The following is an 18,850-nucleotide window of genomic DNA, read 5'->3' on the forward strand; positions in this document are numbered from 1 at the left end:
GCCCTCATTTCCGGAAGTGTCACGTTCAGTGATGGCCAGATGGCCAAATGGTCTCTCGATCAAATGGGCCGCCTCGGTCTCGGTGGAGCCCCGCAGGGCTATCAACCGCCCAAGGGAGACATCCCGCAGTTCCAGCAGCAGCTCGATCTGCTCATGCAGCGCGCCGGGTTCTGACCTGCGTCACTCCACCACACTGCGCACCTCTCCCGCGTGCAGGCGAGTGATCAGCTTGTCGCCCGGCTTCACCGCCGACGCTTCCTTCAGGCTGCGACCATCCGCCGTCATCGTGAAGGAGAAGCCGCGCGAAAGCACGGAGTCCGGCCCCAGATTGCGCAGCAAATCCGCCCGTCCGGCGAGCCGATCCTCCATTCGCCTCAGCCGATGTTCCAGCGTCTGGCGCAATAGCGCGGACTGGGTCTCCAGCCGGTGTGCCGCCTCTGTGATCACCACCCGTGGGTGATGCTGCGTCAGCACCTGATGGCTGCTTGTAAGCACATCCGTCATTCTTTGGAGCTGCTCTCTCACCCCCTCGCTGAGGCTTGCCTCAAATTCATCCACCCGTTGGGCGGCTCTCTCCAAAAAACGCATGGGTTCATGCTGGAGCGGCCCCTTCGCCGTCAGCTCCAGCACATGCTCATGGTGATCCAGCAGCGTCTGCATCCGCGTTCCCATCCTGGAGGCCGTTGCTTCAAAAAAGCGCCGCAGCTCGGACAAGTCAGGCGCGATCAACTCCGCTGCTGCGCTCGGTGTCGGTGCGCGCAGATCCGCCACGAAATCAGCGATGGTGAAGTCGATCTCATGCCCCACGGCGGAGATCACTGGGATGCGTGATTCAAACATCGCTCGCGCCAGTGACTCCTCATTGTAGGCCCAGAGATCCTCGATGCTGCCGCCGCCGCGTCCGATCACGATCGTATCCGGTGTCGGCAGGCCATGGTGCGCTGCCTCATTCAGCACCCGCAACGCCGCGATGGTTTCCTTCTCCACGCCCACCCCCTGAACCCGCACCGGATACACCAGCACCCGCAGCCATGGTGCGCGCCGCGATAAAATGTTCAGCATGTCCTGGATCGCCGCGCCTGTGGGCGAGGTCACCAGCGCCACCACCTTCGGGAACTTCGGCACCGGCTGCTTGTGCTCCTCATCGAAGAGGCCTTCGTCGTAGAGCTTGCGCTTCAGCGCCTCAAAACGTGCCTGAAGAGAACCCTGGCCCTTCATCTGCACCTGCCGCACCACGAGTTGATACTGCCCACGCGGCTCATACACGCTGATCTCCCCATGCACTTGCACCTGCGCGCCATCCGTCAGCCGTACGCCGCTGCGGGATGCTCCGCGAAACATCACGCAGGACACCTGCGAACCTGCATCTTTCAGGGTGAAATACTGATGACCGCTGGATTGCAGGCGGTGATTGCTGATCTCCCCCTCCACCCACACGGAACCAATGCGGGACTCCAGCACCTCACGGATCTCCCGGGTGAGTTGAGTGACGGACAGGACTTGGTCGGCAGTTTCCATGGGGCTACCTTGAGCCTCGAATGCCTCTGAATTCAATCCGAAGCCTCCTGCCTGGTATTTGTCCAGGATTGGGAACCCGCGGACGGCTTGTCCCGAGCTTTAGCATCATGCGCTGTGGTCAGGTGATCCCAGGATCGGATCAAGGTAGAAAAGCCTGTGAAATCAGACGGGCACTGCCGTAGCTCTCTCACCACTTTTATGCCCTCCGTACTTGCCCTCTTCGCCCATCCTGATGACATCGAATTCGTCGCCGCTGGCACGCTGCTCCAGCTCCAGGCACGAGGCTGGGATGTCCACTACATGAATCTTTGCACGGGCAATGGCGGATCTGTGCAGATGGATGGCCCCACGACGACGCAAACACGGCTGGCGGAAGGGCAGGAGGCGGCGCGCATCCTGGGCGCGACGTTTTATCCGCCGATCAGTGATGATCTGGAACTGACCTACAGCGTGCCTTATCTGCGCAAAGTGGCGTCCGTGGTGCGCGCGGCGAAGCCGAGCATCGTGCTGACACATTCGCCCGCTGATTACATGGAAGATCATCAGAACGCCTGTCGTCTGGCGGTGACGGGTTCTTTCGCCCATGGCATCCCGAACTTTGTTTGTGATCCGGTGCGCGAGGCATTCTTCCATGATGTGACGGTTTACCACGCGATGCCGCACGGGCTGTGTGATCCGCTGCGTCACCCGATCCAGGCGGATCTGTATGTGGATACAACGGCGGTTCATGCGCGGAAGCGTGAGTCACTGGCCGCTCATGTGAGTCAGAAGCACTGGCTGGATGTGAGCCAGGGGATGGATTCGTATTTGATCAGCATGGATGAGGTGTCGCAGCGGGTTGGCAAGCTCTCGGGCAAGTTCGAGCACGCGGAGGGCTGGCGGAGGCATTTGCATCTGGGCTTCAGCACGGCGGAGATCGATCCGCTGCGCGATGCGCTGGGCGAGCTGGTGGTGTGAGTGGAAAGGCTGCCTTGCCACGCGATGATCCCGGTCTAAGCCTCGTGACTCATGATGCAACGCTGGGATGTGATCGTCGCTGGAGGTGGGAGTGCTGGCCTAGCCGCCGCGCTGGTGGCGGCGCGTGGCGGGGCGCGGACGCTGCTGATCGAGCGGCAGCAGCGGCTCGGTGGAATGGGGGTGAATGCGCTGGTGCATACGTTTTGCGGGCTGTTTCATCCCGATGTGTCGCGGCCCTGGGCCTGGCTGAATCCGGGTCTGCCGCAGGAGATCGGTGAAGCGATGATGGAGCGCACCGGGCAGTCAGCTCCCGACTTGATGGGCCGTGTGTATGTGCTGCGGCAGAGCCCAAGTTTGTTTGCCACGCTGGCCGATGAATTGTGTGCGGCGGAAAAGACGCTCGTTCGTGTGAACGGCGCGGAGTGGACCGGTCTGCGGAGGGTGGAAGCTGGCTGGGAGATCGAAACGATGCGGGATGGAGCCTTTGAACGGCATTTCACGAAGGCGCTGGTGGATACGACGGGTGACGCGACGGGCGCGCGTTTCCTCGGTGATGAATTTTGGACGCAGGCGGAGGCGGAGCGGCTGTATCGCCCGGCTTATGTTTGCTCGCTGCCACGAGTGGCGGGTGTGCATGATGAGACCTGGCGGCTGATGCTCGGGGCACAGATCGTGCGGGCGGTGCGGGATGGAAAACTGCCCGAGGCGGCCATGGGGGCGCAGGTCCGTGACTCGACGAGCGAGGGAGAGATGTTTCTAACGATCGATCTCGAAGCAGGGAAGGGGAGCTGGGACCCGCTTGATGCGGCGAAGCGTGCGGATGTCGAGTCCACAGGTCGTGATGTGGCGATGTGCTTGTGGCAGATGCTGAGCGTGGAGCATCCAGATTTTCAAAGCTGCCCTGCGCCGGTGCTGCCGGTCCAGGCAGGCATCCGCGAGTCAGCTCGCTATGTGGGAGATGTGGTGCTGACGGGCGATGATCTGGCAGGCTGCACTCGTTTTGAGGATGAGGTGGCATTGGCCGGCTGGCCGATGGAGAAGCGCGAGACTGCCCGCGGGCCGAAGTTCCGCTATTTTGACCGGCCGGAGCCTGCGGGCATCCCGGCGGGCTGCTTGCGGAGCGCGCGTCTGCCGGGGGTGTTCTTTGCCGGGCGCTGTCTTTCTGCGGATCATGAGGCGCTTGCATCGGTGCGTGTGATGGGCACCTGCATGGCGACTGGGCAGGCCGTGGCGAAATTGGCACTGGCACAGGCGCGGAATGCGTGATTGAGAGACCTCGCGCATGCGGCTGCTCTTTATCTCCAATCTCTTCCCCGACACATCCCAGCCCTGGCGTGGGTTGGACAACGTGACGCTGCTGCACGCGATGCGTGCGCAACGGCCTGAGGCGGACATCCGTGTGCTTTGCCTGCGGCCTGGGCATGGTTTCTGGAAAGGGAGTCGTTGTGATTTGAAGCCCCGTGAAGGTGATGAGGTCCTGCATCCGGCCTACGGTTGGGCTCCTTATGTGCCGAAGTTTGGCGGGATGAACGACAGGCTCTTTGCTCTGGCTGTGCGGCGTGCTTTGTCAAAGCTGCCTGCGGGATGGCGGCCGGACGCATTGCTGGTGCCCTGGCTCTTTCCAGACGGCTGCGGAGTGAATCGCGTGCCGGAGCTGGCTGGTGTGCCGATGGTGAGCGTGGCACAGGGATCGGATGTGCATCAGTACCTCGATCTGCCGATGCGGCGTCGGGCGATCCTGAGTCTGGCAAAGCGGGCACAGATCATCACGCGCAGCGAAGATCTGCGGCAGCGTTTGCTGCGTGCGGGAGCTGATGCCGGACAGGTGCGGACGGTTTACAATGGGGTGGACACGGAGATGTTTCATCCTGGTGATTCGCTGACGGCGCGGGTGTCATTGAATCTGCCGCTTGATGGAAGGCTGCTGCTCTTTGTGGGCAACTTTTTGCCGGTAAAAGGTCTCGACCTCCTGATTCAGGCCACGGCTTTGGCAGCGCGTGAGATGTCAGAACCGCTTCGGCTGGTGATGATCGGCAGCGGTCCTTTGCAGAAGGAGCTGACCGCTCTGGCGAAGCGGGAGGGCCTGCCAGATGATGCCGTGATCTGGGTGGGCAGGAAGTCGCCGGCTGAGGTGGCACAATTCATGCGCGCTTGTGATGCTGTATGTCTTTCCAGCCACAACGAAGGAGTGCCCAATGTGCTTCTCGAATCGCTCGCCTCGGGGCGGCCTTTCGTCACTACGGATGTGGGTGGCATTTCAGAGATTCTCCTCTCAGCACCATGTGGCGGACGGCTGGTGGTTGGGCGGGATCCAGCCGCTTATGCCTTGTCTCTGACCCAGACACTGACTTCAGTTTCCGATGCCAAAGCCCTCAGCCTGTTTGCCGCCACTCTGGCCTGGCCACGTTGTGCTGCCGTTTACTGGGCAGCATTGACTCTAAGCCATGACGACGCTTTAAAACAATCGCTCGCTCCGTCTGCTCTTCATTGAGAAAAAGCTTAACACCCCACTGAAAAGAGATTAGACTACCCGCCCCATAGGATTGCCCATGATTTCATTCAGCCAGACCCATTGGTTCTCCATCGCACGTCGTGCGAACAGGGATGTGTGGATTTTTATCCTGTCATTTGCTGCGGCCAATTACATCCGCTTCGGAGAATTTTGGCGTGTGGAGGAGTACGCGGTCTCCGTCGGAGTAGGTGCAGTTGCTCTGACCATTGCGGGATACATCATGGGGCTTTATTCCGTGGAAGTTCGTGGGGGCTCCAGGTTCGGCGCGCATGCGCTGCTGCTCCTGGCAGCTTTTACCATAGCCTTCCTGGTTTCGACGGTGGTCGGTTATGTGGACTTCGGCACGCGCATCGGACGTGGGTTCATGGCGCTGGGGGCGGCGATTTCCACGCCTCTGCTGCTGCTGCATCACTTGGTCATGTTTCACAAGCACCGCATCGCTCCTCAGCGTGTCGCCTTTGTGGCCGAGTCGCCGGATGAGATGGTGGAGTACCTGCGCTTCCGGGATGTGAAGCCGAGAGGGATCGAAATCGTGGGTAGGATCGACATTCGTGGGGCAAGTCCGAAGGGGGATCTGTTGGGCCGGCTGAAGCACATCTCAAAGCTGATCCGTCAGCACAAGCTCGACCGCATCGTCTTTGCGGACTCGCGCATGGAGGACGAAAATGCCCGTCCCTTTTTGCGTCGGTTGCGCTATTCCGGCACACTCTGCACGCCGCTGATCAATCTTTGTGAGGAGTTTCTCCAATATGTACCGCTGCACTTGGTCTCGAATGAGTGGCTGCTGCATTCCGAGACCTCTCCGCGTGAGTTTTACTTCCGGAAAATGAAGCGCATTTGTGATGTCTTCACCTCACTGACTCTGCTGGTTCTGCTTTCTCCATTCCTGGCTCTGGGTGTGATGATCGTGAAGTTCTTTTCACCCAATGGCCCGCTCTTTTTCACTCAAGAGCGTGTTGGGCGCTTTGGGAAAACATTCCAAATCCTCAAACTGCGCAGCATGCACCCTGATGCGGAGAAGGATGGACCGCAGTGGTCCGCTGGAACTGCGGATCGTCGAGTGTTCCCTGGAGGAGCCTTCCTGCGTCGCTACCGGATTGATGAGATCCCGCAGCTCATCAATATCCTGCGGGGTGAGATGTCTTTCGTGGGGCCGCGTCCTGAGCAGCCTGCTTTTGTCGAGGCACTGGCTGCTGCCCTGCCATTTTACGAAGAACGGCACATGATCCATCCTGGCCTCACTGGCTGGGCTCAGGTCTGCTACCCGTATGGCGCATCTACTGAGGATGCCCGCTGCAAGCTGGAGTATGACCTCTACTACCTGAAGCACGCAGGCATCATGTTTGACCTGCTCATCCTGCTGGACACCGTGCGTGTGGTTCTCATTGGGGGGTTAAAAAAGGACCCTCTCCGCCCACGTTACACACCGACGCTCGTTCCTGCCATGCCTCCGCCTGCGGAGGATGCGGATCAAAACGAGGTCGTTGCCTGAAAAATTTGTCCGTCAGCCGCTTTTCTTCATTGTCGGCGATCATCGAATTTGGCAGAATTTTCGTGATGAAACGTCACAGCTCTTCTTCCCCCCTCAGAGTTGCTTTGCTGGCCATCCTCGCTGCTTCTGCTGTGCCTGTTGCTGGTGTGGAGCTTGCGGCTGATCTCGACCCGCTTCTGGACTTCAGTACCTTCTGGAAGACTCCGTCAGAGAATTTTGAAACCATGTTTGTCCCGCGAGCCGTGCAGCAGGAGAAGCCGCCGCAGTTCGAGTGGCTGACGGCGACCAAGGATCGCGCCCGCTTCTCCCGGCAGATGTTCTCCGATGCCAAAACGACGCTCACCGTCTTCGCGGGTGCGGTGAAAGTGGAGGAGGCCATCGTTGAGTTTGTGAATGGCAAAGCTGCCCGCTCCACGATCTCCATCTACAACCGGGGTGACTCTGGTCAGATGGGAGGGACGGAGTTTGATGCGCTCTTCAAGAAGGTCGGGCAGAGTCTGGGGCAGGCTCTGAAAGTGGCACCGCGTCGGCAGTTGAGTTCGGGCAGTGGAGCGGTGAAAAACGTCACCTGGGTGTGGTCGTCGCCACAAGGGATCGCCTTGCTCGAGCACAATGATTTTCAAAGTGGTGCCACGCAGGGGACGCCCGAGTTCCTTCGTCTGAAGCTGGCCGCACTTGATCAGGCGGACTGGACGATGGGGAAGATGAGCATGGGCGTTCAGCGCATGGCTTTGCTCAAAAATGTCACGCGCGATGCGGGCGGGGATGTGTTCATTTCCGGTGTGCCAATGGTCGATCAGGGGGCCAAGGGCTACTGCGTGGCAGCGAGTTGCCAGCGGTTGTTCGAGTACATGCGCATCCCGTGTGATCAGCATGAGATGGCGCAGATCCTCAGCGTGGATGTGGAGCGCGGGGCAAACGCCCTGACGATGCAGAAGAGTCTGGCGAAGGTGGATCAGAAGTTTGGCGTCACCTTCAAGCCGCTGATCAATCCCGAGCTCTACTACAGCGCGAACCGCAAACGCCGGGTCTCGCTCAAAGAGTTTGCCAGCCTCATCAAAGAGCATGCCGATAAAGGTGTGCCTCTGCTCTGGGCGCTGGGCATCGGTCAATACCAGGAAGACCCACCGCTGCCAGCAGGCGGTCAGGTCAGCGGCGGACACATGCGGATGGTCATCGGCTACAACTCGGCAAAGAATCAGGTCATCTTTACCGACTCCTGGGGAGCCGGGCATGAAGTGAAGCGCATGAATACCAGCGACGCGTACGAGGCCACGCTGGGACTTTACTCCATGTCACCGCGCGGGCTTTGAGGCATCATCACCGATGAGCTTGCTGTCCGTCAACCATTCGACAAATCGCTCCGGCCACCTGCCTGCGGCGGTCGTGCTGCCAGGCTTGTAGCCAAAGCCATGACCGGCCTCGCTGTAGATGTGCAGTTCTGCTTTCACTCCCGCAGCTTTGTATTTCAAATACAGCGTCGCCATGCCCTCGGCGATGTCCGGGCGGTCCCCGTAACCGCAGGCGATGAAGAGCGGCGGCATGCCTTTTGTGGCGGAAAACAGTCCCGAGGTTCCCGGGTAGATCAGCGCTTGGAAATCAGGGCGCGAACTCTGGCGCTCGATCACATCCGAAGCATCAGGCTTGCCTGGATCATTCTTCATGGCGGCAAAAGCGGCCAGTTCACCTCCAGCAGAAAAACCCATGATGCCAAGGCGGTCGGGCCGCACGCCCCACTCGGCAGCACGACTGCGGATCAGGCGGATGGCCCGGCGGGTGTCCGCCATGGCGTGGTCCTGGATCGTGTAGGTGGAGCCCTTTTCGCGGGCGAGCCGATACTTCAGCACAAAGGCGGAGATGCCATGATCGCGGAACCATTCTGCCAGCGCGTAGCCTTCATGGCCGAGGCAAAGCTTCGAATGCCCGCCGCCGGGAGCGATAATGACCGCCGTTCCGGTGTTACCCTTCGCCGGGATGAATGGAGTGATCGAGGGACTGTGGACATTCACCACATTGCTGCCTTCCTGCTTTTCAGCTTCGTCTTTGCGGGTCTCCGAGCCGGGAGCGCCGTCAGGCCAGAGGCGGATGGCCTGCGGGAGGTCTGCCGCCTGGTTGAAGGAAAGGAACAGGGTGGCAAAAAGCAGTTGGAGTCGAATCATGGAGTGCTTTGAACGTGATGAACGGCTGCCTTTCTCCCAATAAAAAACCGCCGCGAGGGATCCTCGCGGCGGTTTGTGGAATAGGAGGCTGAACCTCAGCGTGGCTTATTTGCCGGGAACGCCGAAGACCTGCACTTCACAGTAGTGGTTCATCTCGTTGGAGGTGTTGCCATTGCTGGTGAGGCGCACGAAGCGGGCCTTGGTGTTTTTGCCGTCAACGACGCGACCGTGGTTGGTCTCGATGTAGGCTGGATCAGCACCGGCACCCAGCTTGAGGGTGTCGTCGTGGTCGGAGTTGAAGACGGTGGTGACACCGGTCTTGAACTCGGCGTCGTCAGAGAGCTGAACGACGACATCGACGTAGGCCTGGGCCTGCTTGTGGTAGTGCCACATGGCGATTTTGTTCACCGTGGTGGCGGCACCGAGGTCGATCTGGACCCACTGTGGACCAGGAGCGAGCTCGACGAAGCAGCCGTCGGAACCGTCGGCGTCACCATCGGTCACGAGGGGGAGGTCGCCGATGATTGGAGCCGGGTCACTGGAGGTGACAGGCTTGTCTTTGGCGAGGTTCACGGTGCCTTTCGGTGCCATGAAGGTCTTGACGATCTTGCTCGGATCAGGCTGCTCAAGGTTCGGAAGCTTGGCTGGCACGGGAGTGCCGATGAACATGGGCTTGGGGAACTCGAGTTTGATTTCTTCTTGGTCGCCGGCAGGGGCGGCGGCGGGAGCAGCAGCGGCAGGGGCTGGAGCGGCGGCCTTGGCCTCAGCAGCGGGGGCGGCGGCGTCTTTCTTGTCTCCGCAGGACACGAGGGCCAGGGAGAGGAGGAGGGCGGGGGTGGTGTATTTCATGAGGGGGAGTGTTACGGGTTTAGGCGACTTCGAAGTCGGCGGGGGTGAAGGTGTACTTCTGGCCGGTCTTCAGGCAATCGTAGGCTTTAAGGACGGTCACGCAGGATTTGAAGGCATCGACGACGTTGCAGGTGAGGTGAGCGTGGCTCTTCTGCTGCACGGCTTCGACGAAGTTCTGCACATGCGGGGCATGGGGATAGACTTCGAGGATGACGGGGATTTCCCAGGGGTCGAGAGCCTTGGATTCACGGGCATCAGCGACGGCTTTGGCCACGCCGGAGACGTTGAAGGACTTCGGCGGTGGCTTGGCCCAGGTGCGAGGATGCTCCCAGAACTTGTTTTTCACCGAGTCGGGGTTCTTGACGAGGATCGGATTGTCTCCGGCAGCGTATTCGCTCCAGTCATTGCCGGGTTCGGCATAGACCTGGTTGTAGGTCGGGCTTTCGGAGATGATGGCGGAACCGGCGACGCCCATGTGCTTCTCATAGTAGCCCTGGCTGCCGGTGGTGGTGAGCACCTGGTAGTAGGCTCGCATGGTGCCCTGCGGGAGCTTGTATTCGTAGAGGCACATGACGTTGTCAGGCAGCTCATACTTGGCTTTGGGAGCACCATCAGGACCGGGGGCACCGTCGTAGTAGTCCACTCCGCCAGTGGCGAAGAGGGAGATGGGGGTGGTCTCGTACATCCAGTTGAACATGTCGATCTGGTGAGCGCCGAGGTCGGAGATGGGGCCGCCGCCGTATTTGGCGAACCAGCGCCAGTTGAAGAACTCCTCAATGCTGTTGTAACCGGAGGCGGTGAGCAGGGCGGGATCGATCTTGACGTTCTTGGGAGCGATGGGTTTGCTGGCGGAGACGCCGCGATTCCACTGGCCGTAGCAGTGAGTCACCTGGCCGAGGAGGCCTTTCTTGATGATTTTGTCGCGCAGGTGGATGTAGCGGGGATTCGAGTGGCGCTGATGGCCGATCTGGAAGATGCCGCCGGTTTGCTTGCCAGCTTTCACCATGTCTCGTGCGCCTTCGATGGTGTTGGACATCATCTTTTCGCAATACACGGCTTTGCCCTTTTCGAGGCAGAGGCGGGAGTAGGGGGCGTGGAGGAAGTCGGGCGTGGCGATGAAGACGGCCTCGATTTCGGGCTGCTTGGCGAGCATTTCCTCGACGGAGGTGTAGCTCTTCACTTCGCCATCGACCTGATGCTTGTTCTCGGTGCGCATGTAGGCACCCATCTTGCGGGTCTGCTGCTCCCAGATGTCACAGACGGCCACCCACTGGAGGCCGGTCTTCATGAACTTCGAGGAAGCGCGAAGGCGGTCGCCCTGTGCACCGCAACCGATGAGGGCGGCTTTGACGGTGCGTCCGGCGGCCTCACCCTGAGCGATGGCGCTCTTGCTGGTGGCGAGGTAGATGCCGCTGCCTGCGACTGCGCTGGTGCGCAGGAAGGAGCGACGATCCATGAACTTGGAGAGCCCGTTCTGGGGCTGGGAAGGGGTGGTGTCTGAACTCATGAGCTTGGGCTTGGTTCTCGAGCGTTACGTCCTGTCGAAGATCAGGCGTCGGCGGATTTCGCGGCGCTGCACTTCTTTTTGCGCAGGAGGCCGTCCAGGGAGAGGTAGCCGTGCTTCACGGTGCTGAGGGCGAGGAAGACGATCATGACGCCGATGCCGATGTTCACGCCGAGTTCGGTGTCATCAGGGAGGGCGGCGAGACCGAAGCCGAGGGAGAGGAAGGTGAGGCCGGCGGCGAGGAGGGAGAACTCACTGAAGATGCCGAGCACGACCCAGATGCCGACGATGAGGAGGATGAAACCGATGCTGTGGGCGTATGCGTCGATGGCGGCGGGCGGGAGGAAGGAGGGGAGGAAGCTGTTTTCGGTCATCAGCTTGGCGATGAGGCCAGTCTTGGTGTCGTAGTTGGCCATGTTGAAGGTGGCAGCGACGCCATCGCCCGAGCGGAATTTGTCCATGCCAGCCATGAAGAGACGCAGACCGACCCAGAGACGAGTGATGAGATTGGCAGCGGCGAGATCGAAGCGCGGGCAGCAATGGGAAGTGGAGCAGGCTTTGTCGGACATTGGATGATTTAGGGTTGGACGGTGGATCGGGGGAAGGGGGCGCGAGTTTGAACGGAGCCACCGGGGAAATCCAGCAGAATTTCTGGGAGTTAGAACCTACGAGCAGACAGGGCGTTTTCATGCCGGAAGCCAGCCGCGCGAGCCATCCATTCAAACAATTCAGCCGCCGCCATCCTTTGACGAAACAAGGATTCAAAAGAACAAAAATCGCCCTACTGAGACCTCCTGTCTGTAACTTTCCCCTACCCGCAACGCAGTGTGTCTGCTACAAAACACCACTTTCACGCATGACACGGACACGGTGGTTGATCGCAGGGCTCTGGCTGCTGGCTTTCTGGCTGGCGGCGGCGCTTGGCATGGCGCCGAGGATCGAGCGCCAGTTGGCCGGGATTGCCACGGCACTGACGCGGGAACTTCCCACCGGTTACAGTGCGCCTGAGGTGCACTTTGAGGGGCAGACAGCCATCGTTAGCGGGCGAGTGCGCCGCGAGATTCAGAGGGCAGAGATCATCACGACCGTGAAGGAAAAAGTCCGCGCCAGCAGCCTTCTCGGCAGCGGGTTGAACCCCGTCCTAAGGGTGGCCGATGCCCTGGAGATCGAGCCATACCCGCCAGGATGGCTCATGATCGCCGCGAACGGACCTCGCGGACAGCTTTTGGGCACGGCGGCGACGGAATATGAAGCGCGTGACCTCGCCACGCTCATGGGGCAGCGCTGGAGTGAGAAAGGTGGCTATCTCGACAACCGAGTCCGCCCCGCGCCCGAGCAGCATGACGAATCTCCCGATGTGCAGGCGACTTTGGCAAAGCTGCCGCTTCCCCGAGCCGAGAGCGCCGGTGGCGACAGTGCGCAGATCCAGATCGCCCGCATCGGTGGCGATTGGAAGCGTCTCATCGTCGATGCGAAGGACGATGACCTCCGCGAGCAGATCACCGACTTGGGAATTACTGCGCCGGATTGGGAAAAAGCCATCCTGCCGGTGATTCAAAATGTCCGCCGTTATCAGAGCGATCAACGCACGCGCGTGGCTGAGACCGAACGTCAGGCAAAGCTCCCGCCACCGCATCTCTTCATAGCCGCGCGTGACAAACGTCTGCTCGTGCGAGGTGAACTCGCGACTCTGGCCTACAAACGCGAGCTTCTGAATGTACTCATCGCCGCCTTCCCCGAGTGGCGCGTGCTCGACGATCTCCGCGTCAATGCCCAGCGACGTGCGGTGGGTGAGTTTGGTCCCATCACTGAGGCGCTCCTGCCGCCGGAGACGAGTGATGACCCGAAGCTTGCAGGCAAATCCCTCTTTCTTGGCCTGCCCGGCGAAGCCTGGAAGAAGGTGGACTTCCTCGTCGGTGGCGATGCTCAGCCTTGGAAGGAATTGCTTCCTAAAGATCTCCTGCCCGACCTGCTCAAAGACGACAGCCGCATGGTGATTGAGTGGCTGCAAGGCAGTGCCAAAGGCATTCCCAAACTACCGATCCGTCTCCAGCCCAGCTTCATCACACTTACTATGCTGCCAGACAAAGTCATCCTCGCAGGGCAGGTGGCTGAGGAGTCTTCTCGCACGCAGATTATCGACACCGCAAAGCAGAAGTACTCCGGGCGCGCTCTTGTCATCGCCGAGAGTCTGCTCGCCCGTGGCACCTGCGAGCCGAGTGGCGATCTCCAGCAAACCCTTCGCAGTCTGCCCGATCTTCCTGATGCCGAAAGCCCTGGCAGCCTTGCGTTCAGCAAACCAGGTGAGATTTGGAAAAGCATCCCGGCGAGTGAAACACTGACGGCGGCAGGTGCCGTGGCAGCGAGTGGCATACTGCCGCAGGATTTCCCGGCCGCGATGGCGGAGGACACCTTCCTCGATGGCTTCGATCATCTGCGGCATCACTGGAAAAACCTCGCCAACGAGGCCAAGAAGGAGGCCGCGCCTTAAACGCTCATGGAAGGATTTCTCTGGCTCATCACTCAAATGGCTCTGCTGCTCACCGCAGCGGCAGCCGTTTTTCTCTGGCTGGGCTGGCACTGGCGTGGCTTGGATGCCCGGCGTGAAATCCAGGCTTTCCATTCTCGAATCGACGCTGAAACCTCTTCGGCACGAACGGCATTCGAAGAGCGTGATGCCGCCAAGTCGAATGACGAGATGCTGCGCGCCACGCAGTTGAAGATCGAGTCAGATCTTCAGGAGGCCAACGACCACCGTCGCAATCTCGAACGCGAACTCATTCGTGTGCATGACGACCTGAAAGTCGCCAAACGAGATGCCGAGCATCGCGCTGAAGATGCTGCCGCCGCACAGGCGGCACTCGCCCCGGCTCAAAGCGAAGTCAGCCGTTTGTCTGCGGACCTCGATCAACTGCGTCGTGACAAAGAGCGTCTTGAGAAACAACTCGCCGAGTTGCATGCCCATCCCGTCCAGCCTGTTGCCGCGCCAGTCATTTCAGCCATCGAGCCTGCGTCTGCTTCTGTCGATGCCGCGAAGCCCAGGCGTGTGCGGAAAACCACGACGGAGCCCAAAGTCAAAACTGCCAAGCCCAGCCTGGATGCACCGGCGACTCTCGCTCGATTGGAAGGCGAACTCACAGCCAAGCAAACCCTGCTCACCGCGGTTCAGCAGGAACGCGATGACTGGCAGCGCCGGGTGGCCACACTGCGGGAAAAAGGCAAGGATCCTGCCGGGCTCGGCCTCGCACAGAAGAGCCTCGCTCGTGCCGAGGCGGACGTCAGTGTGGCAAAGAAGGCGGTGGATCATTTGCTGCATCAGCAGAATGCCTTGCGCCACAGCCTGGAACAGGCTGCCACGATCACTGAAACCGATGATCTCACCAGGATCAAAGGCATCAAAGCCGTGCTACAGGATCAGCTTCATGCCTTTGGCATTCGCACCTTCAAGCAGATCGCCGCATGGACGGACGACGATGTCGAAGCCTTCAGCGAACTGCTTTCCTTCAAGGATCGCGCCAAGCGTGATCAGTGGGTGAAGCAGGCTCAGGAATTGATGGCTTCGTAAAAGATCAGAGCACTTGTTTCCATTGCTTCACGACGATCCCCACCTGCTCGCGGGTTATGGCCACCACTTTGGGGGCGGCAGTGATCCAGCCGGGCAGGATGATGGAGGCAAAAAGCAGGCTGATCATGGCATTCTTCACCGCGCCTTTCATTATCATGATGAGCGCCAGAATAGCGATCAATCCACCCACGGCAATGACCACATGCCAGTGCCATTTTTCCAATCCGGTCGGTGCCGCCACGAAAACCATGGTCAGCAGCACGAGCCAGGTTGCGCGTGAATAACAACGCTTCGCCACTTCTTTTCGGTGCTCCCATTCCCGGCGTTCGGCTTCGCGCTCGTTATCTGTCTGGCGGTTGTTAAATAGGAATCCAGGGTCGTTGAAACTCATTCCCGCTCTTTGGCATGGGCTTCTCCAGCGGGCAAGTGAAGGGCATTTAAAACAACAAGGCATGAGGTGATGAGCCTCATGCCTCGTGCGCTGGTTGGAAAGATGCCCTGGCTTCAGATGCCGTCGGGGCGTTTGACGGGCGGGGGAGCATCGCGTGTGCCTTCGGGGCGGCGACTGCCATCCCGGGAGCCTTCGCGGGCCGGGCCATCGCCGTCACGGCGCACGGAACTGCGGATCTCTTCCATCTCACGGAGCTTGGTGCGGTAGGGTTCGGGTACGGCGGCGCGTTCATCCTCGGTGTTCACGGGCCAGGTTTTCTCTTCGCCTTCCTTCGGCTTCACGCTGAAAACGGCGCGGTCACCATCTTTGCGCAGGCTGTAGATGCCGGTTTCGTCACTGCGGGTGATGCTCGCGCTTTCGTGGCTTTCACGATGCTCGATGCGGCGTGTTTCACCTTCACCGCGTGGCATGTCACGCGGGCCATCGGGGCGGCGGCTTTCGCCATCACGGGAGGGGGCACCGGGACCGCGCTCACCATCGGGACGGCGATCTCCTTCGCGGCGCGGACCGTCAAACATGGGAGGTGGAGGCATGTTGCCGCGCCGACCATCGCGGGTCCAATCCTGCATCTGCTCCTGATATTCACGGACGCGACGCTGGAACTGCTCGGCTTGCTCGCGCCACTCATCGGAATTGCCGAACTGTGAGCCGCCGCCACCGCCGAACCACTGCATTCCAGGAGGTCCGAATCCGCCGCGCTGGCGCTCATTTTCCACGCGGGCCATGCGCTCGCCGATCTTCACGCTGACCTGCTTCTGTTCGCCGCTGGTGATGACGGTGAGATTCACAGTGTCATCCTTCTTCTTGCTGCGCACGAGCGTCTGGAGCTGCTCCATGTTCACGAGTTTCTGATCCTCGAAGTTCACCAGCACATCGTGTTTTTTTAATCCAGCGGCATGAGCCGGAGACTCGTGCATCACTTCGGAGATTTGCAGCCCAAAGCCTTCCGCGAGACCGAACTGAGCGCGTAACTCACTACTCACTGGGCCGGTGAGGACGCCGAGATAGGCTACGGGCTTTTCGAGCACGCGCTCGGGTTCGCGGACAGGATTCATATCGCCACGCGGACGTTCTGGTGCGGGTGGTGCATCAGGTGGCGATGCAGGTTTCTCCTGCGCGAGGGCAGGCAGGTTGATGAAGGCCAGGAGGCCGGTCATCAGCATCAGGGCGGTGGTTTGGATTTTCATGGGGGTTGGGGGCGGTGGCTTATTGGAAAGAGACTGGCAGGACGACGCTGTCCTCGCGTGGCATCTCGACGGTGATGTGGGCTCCATCGCGAGGGTCGATCCAGGCGTGGCGTTCCAGTGAGACGATCTTCATGTGCTGCTCGGGCAGGCGTGAGGTTTCGTTGTAGCGGATGCCTTCATCCTGCGTGTCCACGACCTCGCGGATGGTGCTGACAGGCATGACGGAAGTTGAGCTGGCCAGAGCAAAAGCGGGCTTGCTCGGGCTGACAATGTTGGTTTGGCCGAGGCTCATGATGGCGACCGCTGCGGCAGCACCGAGCGAGGTCCACATCACTGGTGACAGCCAGCGTGGAGCGCGACTTGTCGGGCGCAGTGCCCAGCGCATGTCCTGCTCCAGCTCGCGGTCCACATGCTGAGCCAGCGCAGCGCTGGGGCGTGCGGGAGTCAGGGAGGTGAGGAGGGATTCGAGTTCGTGTTCGTTCATGGCATTGAGGGTTGGAAGTTCAGAAGATTCGCAGGCGGGCTGGATTCGCCGATGAGGTCGTCTTTGAGAGGTTCGAGATGCTTTTGAAGATTGCCGAGCGCGTAGCGGTAGCGGCCGGCGACGGTGTTGATGGAGATGCCGAGGGCGGTGGCGATTTCCTGGAAGGTCAGCCCGCCCCAGAGCTTCAGAGTCACGACTTCGCGTTGTTCTTCATTCAGCTTCGAGAGGGCATCCGTGACGATGGCGGCGGCTTCTTTCTTTTCAGGCGGGACATCAAAGGTGGGAGTGTTTTCTCCATCGATGGCGATCTCGGAGGCGGCCTCCCGCTTGGCACGGCGAGTGTCACTGCGGCGGAGGTCGAGGGCGATGGTGCGGACGGCGGCGTAGAGCAGGGGGATGTTGTCTTTGTCTCCATCCGGGAAGCGCCGCCACCAGCGGACGAAGGCCATCTGCACCACGTCCTCCGCATCGGACGGACTGGGCGTGAGCTGGCGCGCATACAGCACCAGATTCGGGGCGATCTGGTCGAAGCAGCGTTTCCAATCAAAGTCAGCGGAAGCCATGGCAGGGCGGGGGAGAAGTAGAGACACCCGCTTAACGCCAGATGGCGAAATTTTTGTGTGCTCTGGCTCGGAAAACTCTCCATCATCCGCGCACGTCATGAACTACCCGCTCTCCTTCCGCTTCAAACTGCTGGCCCTCTCCCCGCAGATCTATGTCACCGACGCCTCGGGAAATGAAGTCTGCTATGTGAAGCAAAAGCTCTTCCGCCTGCGCGAGAAAGTGGAGGTCCACACCGACAGCACCCGCCAGCAACTCCTCTGCACCATCGAGGCGGATCGCATCATCGACTGGTCCGCCAAATACACCTTCCGTGATGCCTCCGGCCGCGAGCTAGGAGCCATCGGACGCCGTGGCATGAGGTCGCTCTGGAGCGCGCATTACGATGTCTTCGCGCCCGGCATCTCCGAGCCTCTCTTCTCCATCCGCGAAGAAAACCCCTTCGCGAAGTTGATCGACGGATTCATCAGCGAGATCCCCATCGTTGGCTTCCTCAGCAGCTACCTCTTCCACCCCAAGTATCTTGCCGCTCGCATGGATGGCACGCCCGTCATGCGCCTGACGAAACAAGCAGCCTTCTTCGAGGGCCGCTTCCAGCTCGAACAACTCGGCGACGCCAGCGAAGGCGAGCAGACCGCGATCATGCTCGGTTATCTCATGATGAACCTGCTGGAGCGCAGCCGCGGCTAAGGTGAGATCATCGCGATGTCTGTGCCTTTTTCACTGCCTCAATGGATTTGAGGATGTTGGTCTTCCACACGCCTTGCAGCTTGCTGAGGTCAGCTTTGTTGAGAACGGCCAGCGCCTCGTCAAAACGGCCTTTTCGGGTCAAAACACGCGCCATGCCTTGCAGCGCTGAAAGCTCGTCCGCTCCGCCAATTTGTGTTTTGCCGCTCAAAATGGCCTCGTAGGCTTGCAGGGCCGTTTCGTCGTTTTTCAGGTTCAATTCACGATTCTGAGCCTGCGCCAGTAGTACGGACTCGCGTTGGCGTAGGTCGCCGATGAACTCCAAAGCGGCGCTGAGATCGGCTTCGGCCTTTTCTGCGGCTTTGGTGATGGAGTAGGCTTTACCGCGAGCGTGAAAGCCGTCTCCGCGTTTCCAGAAGGGCCACTGACTGATGTCCTCGGTTCCAAACTGCTTCACGACTTCGGGCGCTTTGAAGTTGGCGAGCAGGTTTTGCATCATCGCAGTCTTCTTCACCGCTTCGATGGGGATGCGCTCGATCACGCTGGGGTCAGCAAGCGCCGCTTGTTCGAGCGCAACGGCTTTTTGGAAGTCCGTGAGCTTAACTTCAGCGAGGGCGAGGAAGGCTGCCGGTTTGGGCTTTTGCGTGGCATCGCGGAAGGCGATGACGAAGTCGGTGACACTTGGATCGGCGTCGAAGACGTGCGACCGACCATCGTAGAAGTGGGCGAATTTCATCGGGGCGTGGAAGCCCTCGGTGCCGGTGGGCGAGAGGGCGCTGAGTTCCTGGCCATCATCGCGGATGCGCTGGCGGCAGAGGTTGATGTGCCATGGCAGACTCTGCGTGGGGTGGCGACCGATGATTTGATGCAGCGGATCGTTTTCATCCTGCGTGACGGGCAAGCTGATCTCGACGGTCCAGTGAT

At 60.3% G+C, this 18,850-nt stretch carries 18 protein-coding genes; 8 read left to right on the forward strand and 10 right to left on the reverse strand.

Annotated elements, in window-relative coordinates; translation table 11 throughout:
• Positions 1-180 precede the first annotated feature (180 nt).
• Positions 181-1,518 carry an exodeoxyribonuclease VII large subunit gene (gene xseA, locus AC6FTP_RS19290; RefSeq protein ID WP_497208543.1) on the reverse strand — a complete coding sequence of 446 codons (1,338 nt, stop codon included), beginning with the start codon at positions 1,516-1,518 and terminating at the stop codon, positions 181-183.
• A gap of 198 nt (positions 1,519-1,716) precedes the next feature.
• On the opposite strand from xseA, the gene AC6FTP_RS19295 reads away from it, so the two are divergent.
• The 5 genes from AC6FTP_RS19295 to AC6FTP_RS19315 all read left to right on the forward strand — a co-directional run bounded on the left by AC6FTP_RS19295 (position 1,717) and on the right by AC6FTP_RS19315 (position 7,792).
• Positions 1,717-2,475: a PIG-L deacetylase family protein gene (locus AC6FTP_RS19295; protein WP_497208544.1), complete on the forward strand. Its 759-nt coding sequence runs from the start codon at positions 1,717-1,719 to the stop codon at positions 2,473-2,475.
• Positions 2,476-2,526: 51 nt separating this feature from the next.
• Positions 2,527-3,741: an FAD-dependent oxidoreductase gene (locus AC6FTP_RS19300; RefSeq protein WP_497208545.1), complete on the forward strand. Its 1,215-nt coding sequence runs from the start codon at positions 2,527-2,529 to the stop codon at positions 3,739-3,741.
• Between the two features lie 16 nt (positions 3,742-3,757).
• Complete coding sequence (locus AC6FTP_RS19305) at positions 3,758-4,966, forward strand: glycosyltransferase (RefSeq protein WP_497208546.1); 1,209 nt, start codon at positions 3,758-3,760, stop codon at positions 4,964-4,966.
• Positions 4,967-5,024: 58 nt separating this feature from the next.
• Positions 5,025-6,479, forward strand: a complete 1,455-nt coding sequence (locus AC6FTP_RS19310) for an exopolysaccharide biosynthesis polyprenyl glycosylphosphotransferase (protein ID WP_497208547.1) — start codon at positions 5,025-5,027, stop codon at positions 6,477-6,479.
• A gap of 224 nt (positions 6,480-6,703) precedes the next feature.
• Positions 6,704-7,792, forward strand: a complete 1,089-nt coding sequence (locus AC6FTP_RS19315) for a C39 family peptidase (protein WP_497208548.1) — start codon at positions 6,704-6,706, stop codon at positions 7,790-7,792.
• Here AC6FTP_RS19315 and AC6FTP_RS19320 read toward each other — a convergent pair.
• The 4 genes from AC6FTP_RS19320 to AC6FTP_RS19335 all read right to left on the reverse strand — a co-directional run bounded on the left by AC6FTP_RS19320 (position 7,775) and on the right by AC6FTP_RS19335 (position 11,560).
• A complete protein-coding gene (locus AC6FTP_RS19320; protein WP_497208549.1) occupies positions 7,775-8,638 on the reverse strand; it encodes an alpha/beta hydrolase in 864 nt (287 codons plus the stop codon). The genes AC6FTP_RS19315 and AC6FTP_RS19320 overlap by 18 nt on opposite strands.
• A 105-nt stretch (positions 8,639-8,743) precedes the next feature.
• On the reverse strand, positions 8,744-9,487 hold the full coding sequence (locus AC6FTP_RS19325) for a discoidin domain-containing protein (protein WP_497208550.1): 744 nt from the start codon (positions 9,485-9,487) through the stop codon (positions 8,744-8,746).
• Positions 9,488-9,506: 19 nt separating this feature from the next.
• Entirely contained in the window at positions 9,507-10,994 is a 1,488-nt protein-coding gene (locus AC6FTP_RS19330) for a Gfo/Idh/MocA family protein (RefSeq protein ID WP_497208551.1), read from the reverse strand.
• A 41-nt stretch (positions 10,995-11,035) separates the two neighbouring features.
• On the reverse strand, positions 11,036-11,560 hold the full coding sequence (locus tag AC6FTP_RS19335; protein WP_497208552.1) for a hypothetical protein: 525 nt from the start codon (positions 11,558-11,560) through the stop codon (positions 11,036-11,038).
• A 287-nt stretch (positions 11,561-11,847) separates the two neighbouring features.
• On the opposite strand from AC6FTP_RS19335, the gene AC6FTP_RS19340 reads away from it, so the two are divergent.
• On the forward strand, positions 11,848-13,482 hold the full coding sequence (locus AC6FTP_RS19340) for a hypothetical protein (protein ID WP_497208553.1): 1,635 nt from the start codon (positions 11,848-11,850) through the stop codon (positions 13,480-13,482).
• 6 nt (positions 13,483-13,488) lie between these two features.
• Positions 13,489-14,556 (forward strand): helix-hairpin-helix domain-containing protein, encoded by a 1,068-nt coding sequence (locus AC6FTP_RS19345; RefSeq protein ID WP_497208554.1) that lies wholly within the window; start codon positions 13,489-13,491, stop codon positions 14,554-14,556.
• A 4-nt stretch (positions 14,557-14,560) separates the two neighbouring features.
• Here the strand turns inward: AC6FTP_RS19345 and AC6FTP_RS19350 are convergent, their stop codons facing one another.
• From AC6FTP_RS19350 to AC6FTP_RS19365, 4 genes are all read right to left on the reverse strand, one after another.
• Positions 14,561-14,947, reverse strand: coding sequence for a hypothetical protein (locus tag AC6FTP_RS19350; protein ID WP_497208555.1), 387 nt, complete (start codon positions 14,945-14,947; stop codon positions 14,561-14,563).
• A gap of 113 nt (positions 14,948-15,060) precedes the next feature.
• Positions 15,061-16,194, reverse strand: coding sequence for a S1C family serine protease (locus AC6FTP_RS19355; RefSeq protein ID WP_497208556.1), 1,134 nt, complete (start codon positions 16,192-16,194; stop codon positions 15,061-15,063).
• 19 nt (positions 16,195-16,213) lie between these two features.
• Positions 16,214-16,678 (reverse strand): hypothetical protein, encoded by a 465-nt coding sequence (locus AC6FTP_RS19360; protein ID WP_497208557.1) that lies wholly within the window; start codon positions 16,676-16,678, stop codon positions 16,214-16,216.
• Positions 16,675-17,241 (reverse strand): RNA polymerase sigma factor, encoded by a 567-nt coding sequence (locus AC6FTP_RS19365; protein WP_497208558.1) that lies wholly within the window; start codon positions 17,239-17,241, stop codon positions 16,675-16,677. Before AC6FTP_RS19365 ends, AC6FTP_RS19360 begins: the two co-directional genes overlap by 4 nt.
• Positions 17,242-17,338: 97 nt before the next feature.
• On the opposite strand from AC6FTP_RS19365, the gene AC6FTP_RS19370 reads away from it, so the two are divergent.
• Complete coding sequence (locus AC6FTP_RS19370; RefSeq protein WP_497208559.1) at positions 17,339-17,929, forward strand: LURP-one-related family protein; 591 nt, start codon at positions 17,339-17,341, stop codon at positions 17,927-17,929.
• 7 nt (positions 17,930-17,936) lie between these two features.
• Here AC6FTP_RS19370 and AC6FTP_RS19375 read toward each other — a convergent pair.
• Positions 17,937-18,850: hypothetical protein (locus AC6FTP_RS19375; protein WP_497208560.1), on the reverse strand; the 914-nt coding region annotated here is incomplete at its 5' end.

The sequence above is a fragment of the Prosthecobacter sp. genome, from assembly GCF_044378005.1.
Taxonomy (GTDB): Bacteria; Verrucomicrobiota; Verrucomicrobiia; order Verrucomicrobiales; family Verrucomicrobiaceae; genus Prosthecobacter.

Excerpts from the sequence above, each read along its gene's own strand:
- xseA (WP_497208543.1), bottom strand. The coding sequence starts at position 1,518 with ATGGAAACTGCCGACCAAGTCCTGTCCGTCACTCAACTCACCCGGGAG.
- AC6FTP_RS19295 (WP_497208544.1), top strand. The coding sequence starts at position 1,717 with ATGCCCTCCGTACTTGCCCTCTTCGCCCATCCTGATGACATCGAATTC.
- AC6FTP_RS19300 (WP_497208545.1), top strand. The coding sequence starts at position 2,527 with ATGATGCAACGCTGGGATGTGATCGTCGCTGGAGGTGGGAGTGCTGGC.
- AC6FTP_RS19305 (WP_497208546.1), top strand. The coding sequence starts at position 3,758 with ATGCGGCTGCTCTTTATCTCCAATCTCTTCCCCGACACATCCCAGCCC.
- AC6FTP_RS19310 (WP_497208547.1), top strand. The coding sequence starts at position 5,025 with ATGATTTCATTCAGCCAGACCCATTGGTTCTCCATCGCACGTCGTGCG.
- AC6FTP_RS19315 (WP_497208548.1), top strand. The coding sequence starts at position 6,704 with ATGTTTGTCCCGCGAGCCGTGCAGCAGGAGAAGCCGCCGCAGTTCGAG.
- AC6FTP_RS19320 (WP_497208549.1), bottom strand. The coding sequence starts at position 8,638 with ATGATTCGACTCCAACTGCTTTTTGCCACCCTGTTCCTTTCCTTCAAC.
- AC6FTP_RS19325 (WP_497208550.1), bottom strand. The coding sequence starts at position 9,487 with ATGAAATACACCACCCCCGCCCTCCTCCTCTCCCTGGCCCTCGTGTCC.
- AC6FTP_RS19330 (WP_497208551.1), bottom strand. The coding sequence starts at position 10,994 with ATGAGTTCAGACACCACCCCTTCCCAGCCCCAGAACGGGCTCTCCAAG.
- AC6FTP_RS19335 (WP_497208552.1), bottom strand. The coding sequence starts at position 11,560 with ATGTCCGACAAAGCCTGCTCCACTTCCCATTGCTGCCCGCGCTTCGAT.
- AC6FTP_RS19340 (WP_497208553.1), top strand. The coding sequence starts at position 11,848 with ATGACACGGACACGGTGGTTGATCGCAGGGCTCTGGCTGCTGGCTTTC.
- AC6FTP_RS19345 (WP_497208554.1), top strand. The coding sequence starts at position 13,489 with ATGGAAGGATTTCTCTGGCTCATCACTCAAATGGCTCTGCTGCTCACC.
- AC6FTP_RS19350 (WP_497208555.1), bottom strand. The coding sequence starts at position 14,947 with ATGAGTTTCAACGACCCTGGATTCCTATTTAACAACCGCCAGACAGAT.
- AC6FTP_RS19355 (WP_497208556.1), bottom strand. The coding sequence starts at position 16,194 with ATGAAAATCCAAACCACCGCCCTGATGCTGATGACCGGCCTCCTGGCC.
- AC6FTP_RS19360 (WP_497208557.1), bottom strand. The coding sequence starts at position 16,678 with ATGAACGAACACGAACTCGAATCCCTCCTCACCTCCCTGACTCCCGCA.
- AC6FTP_RS19365 (WP_497208558.1), bottom strand. The coding sequence starts at position 17,241 with ATGGCTTCCGCTGACTTTGATTGGAAACGCTGCTTCGACCAGATCGCC.
- AC6FTP_RS19370 (WP_497208559.1), top strand. The coding sequence starts at position 17,339 with ATGAACTACCCGCTCTCCTTCCGCTTCAAACTGCTGGCCCTCTCCCCG.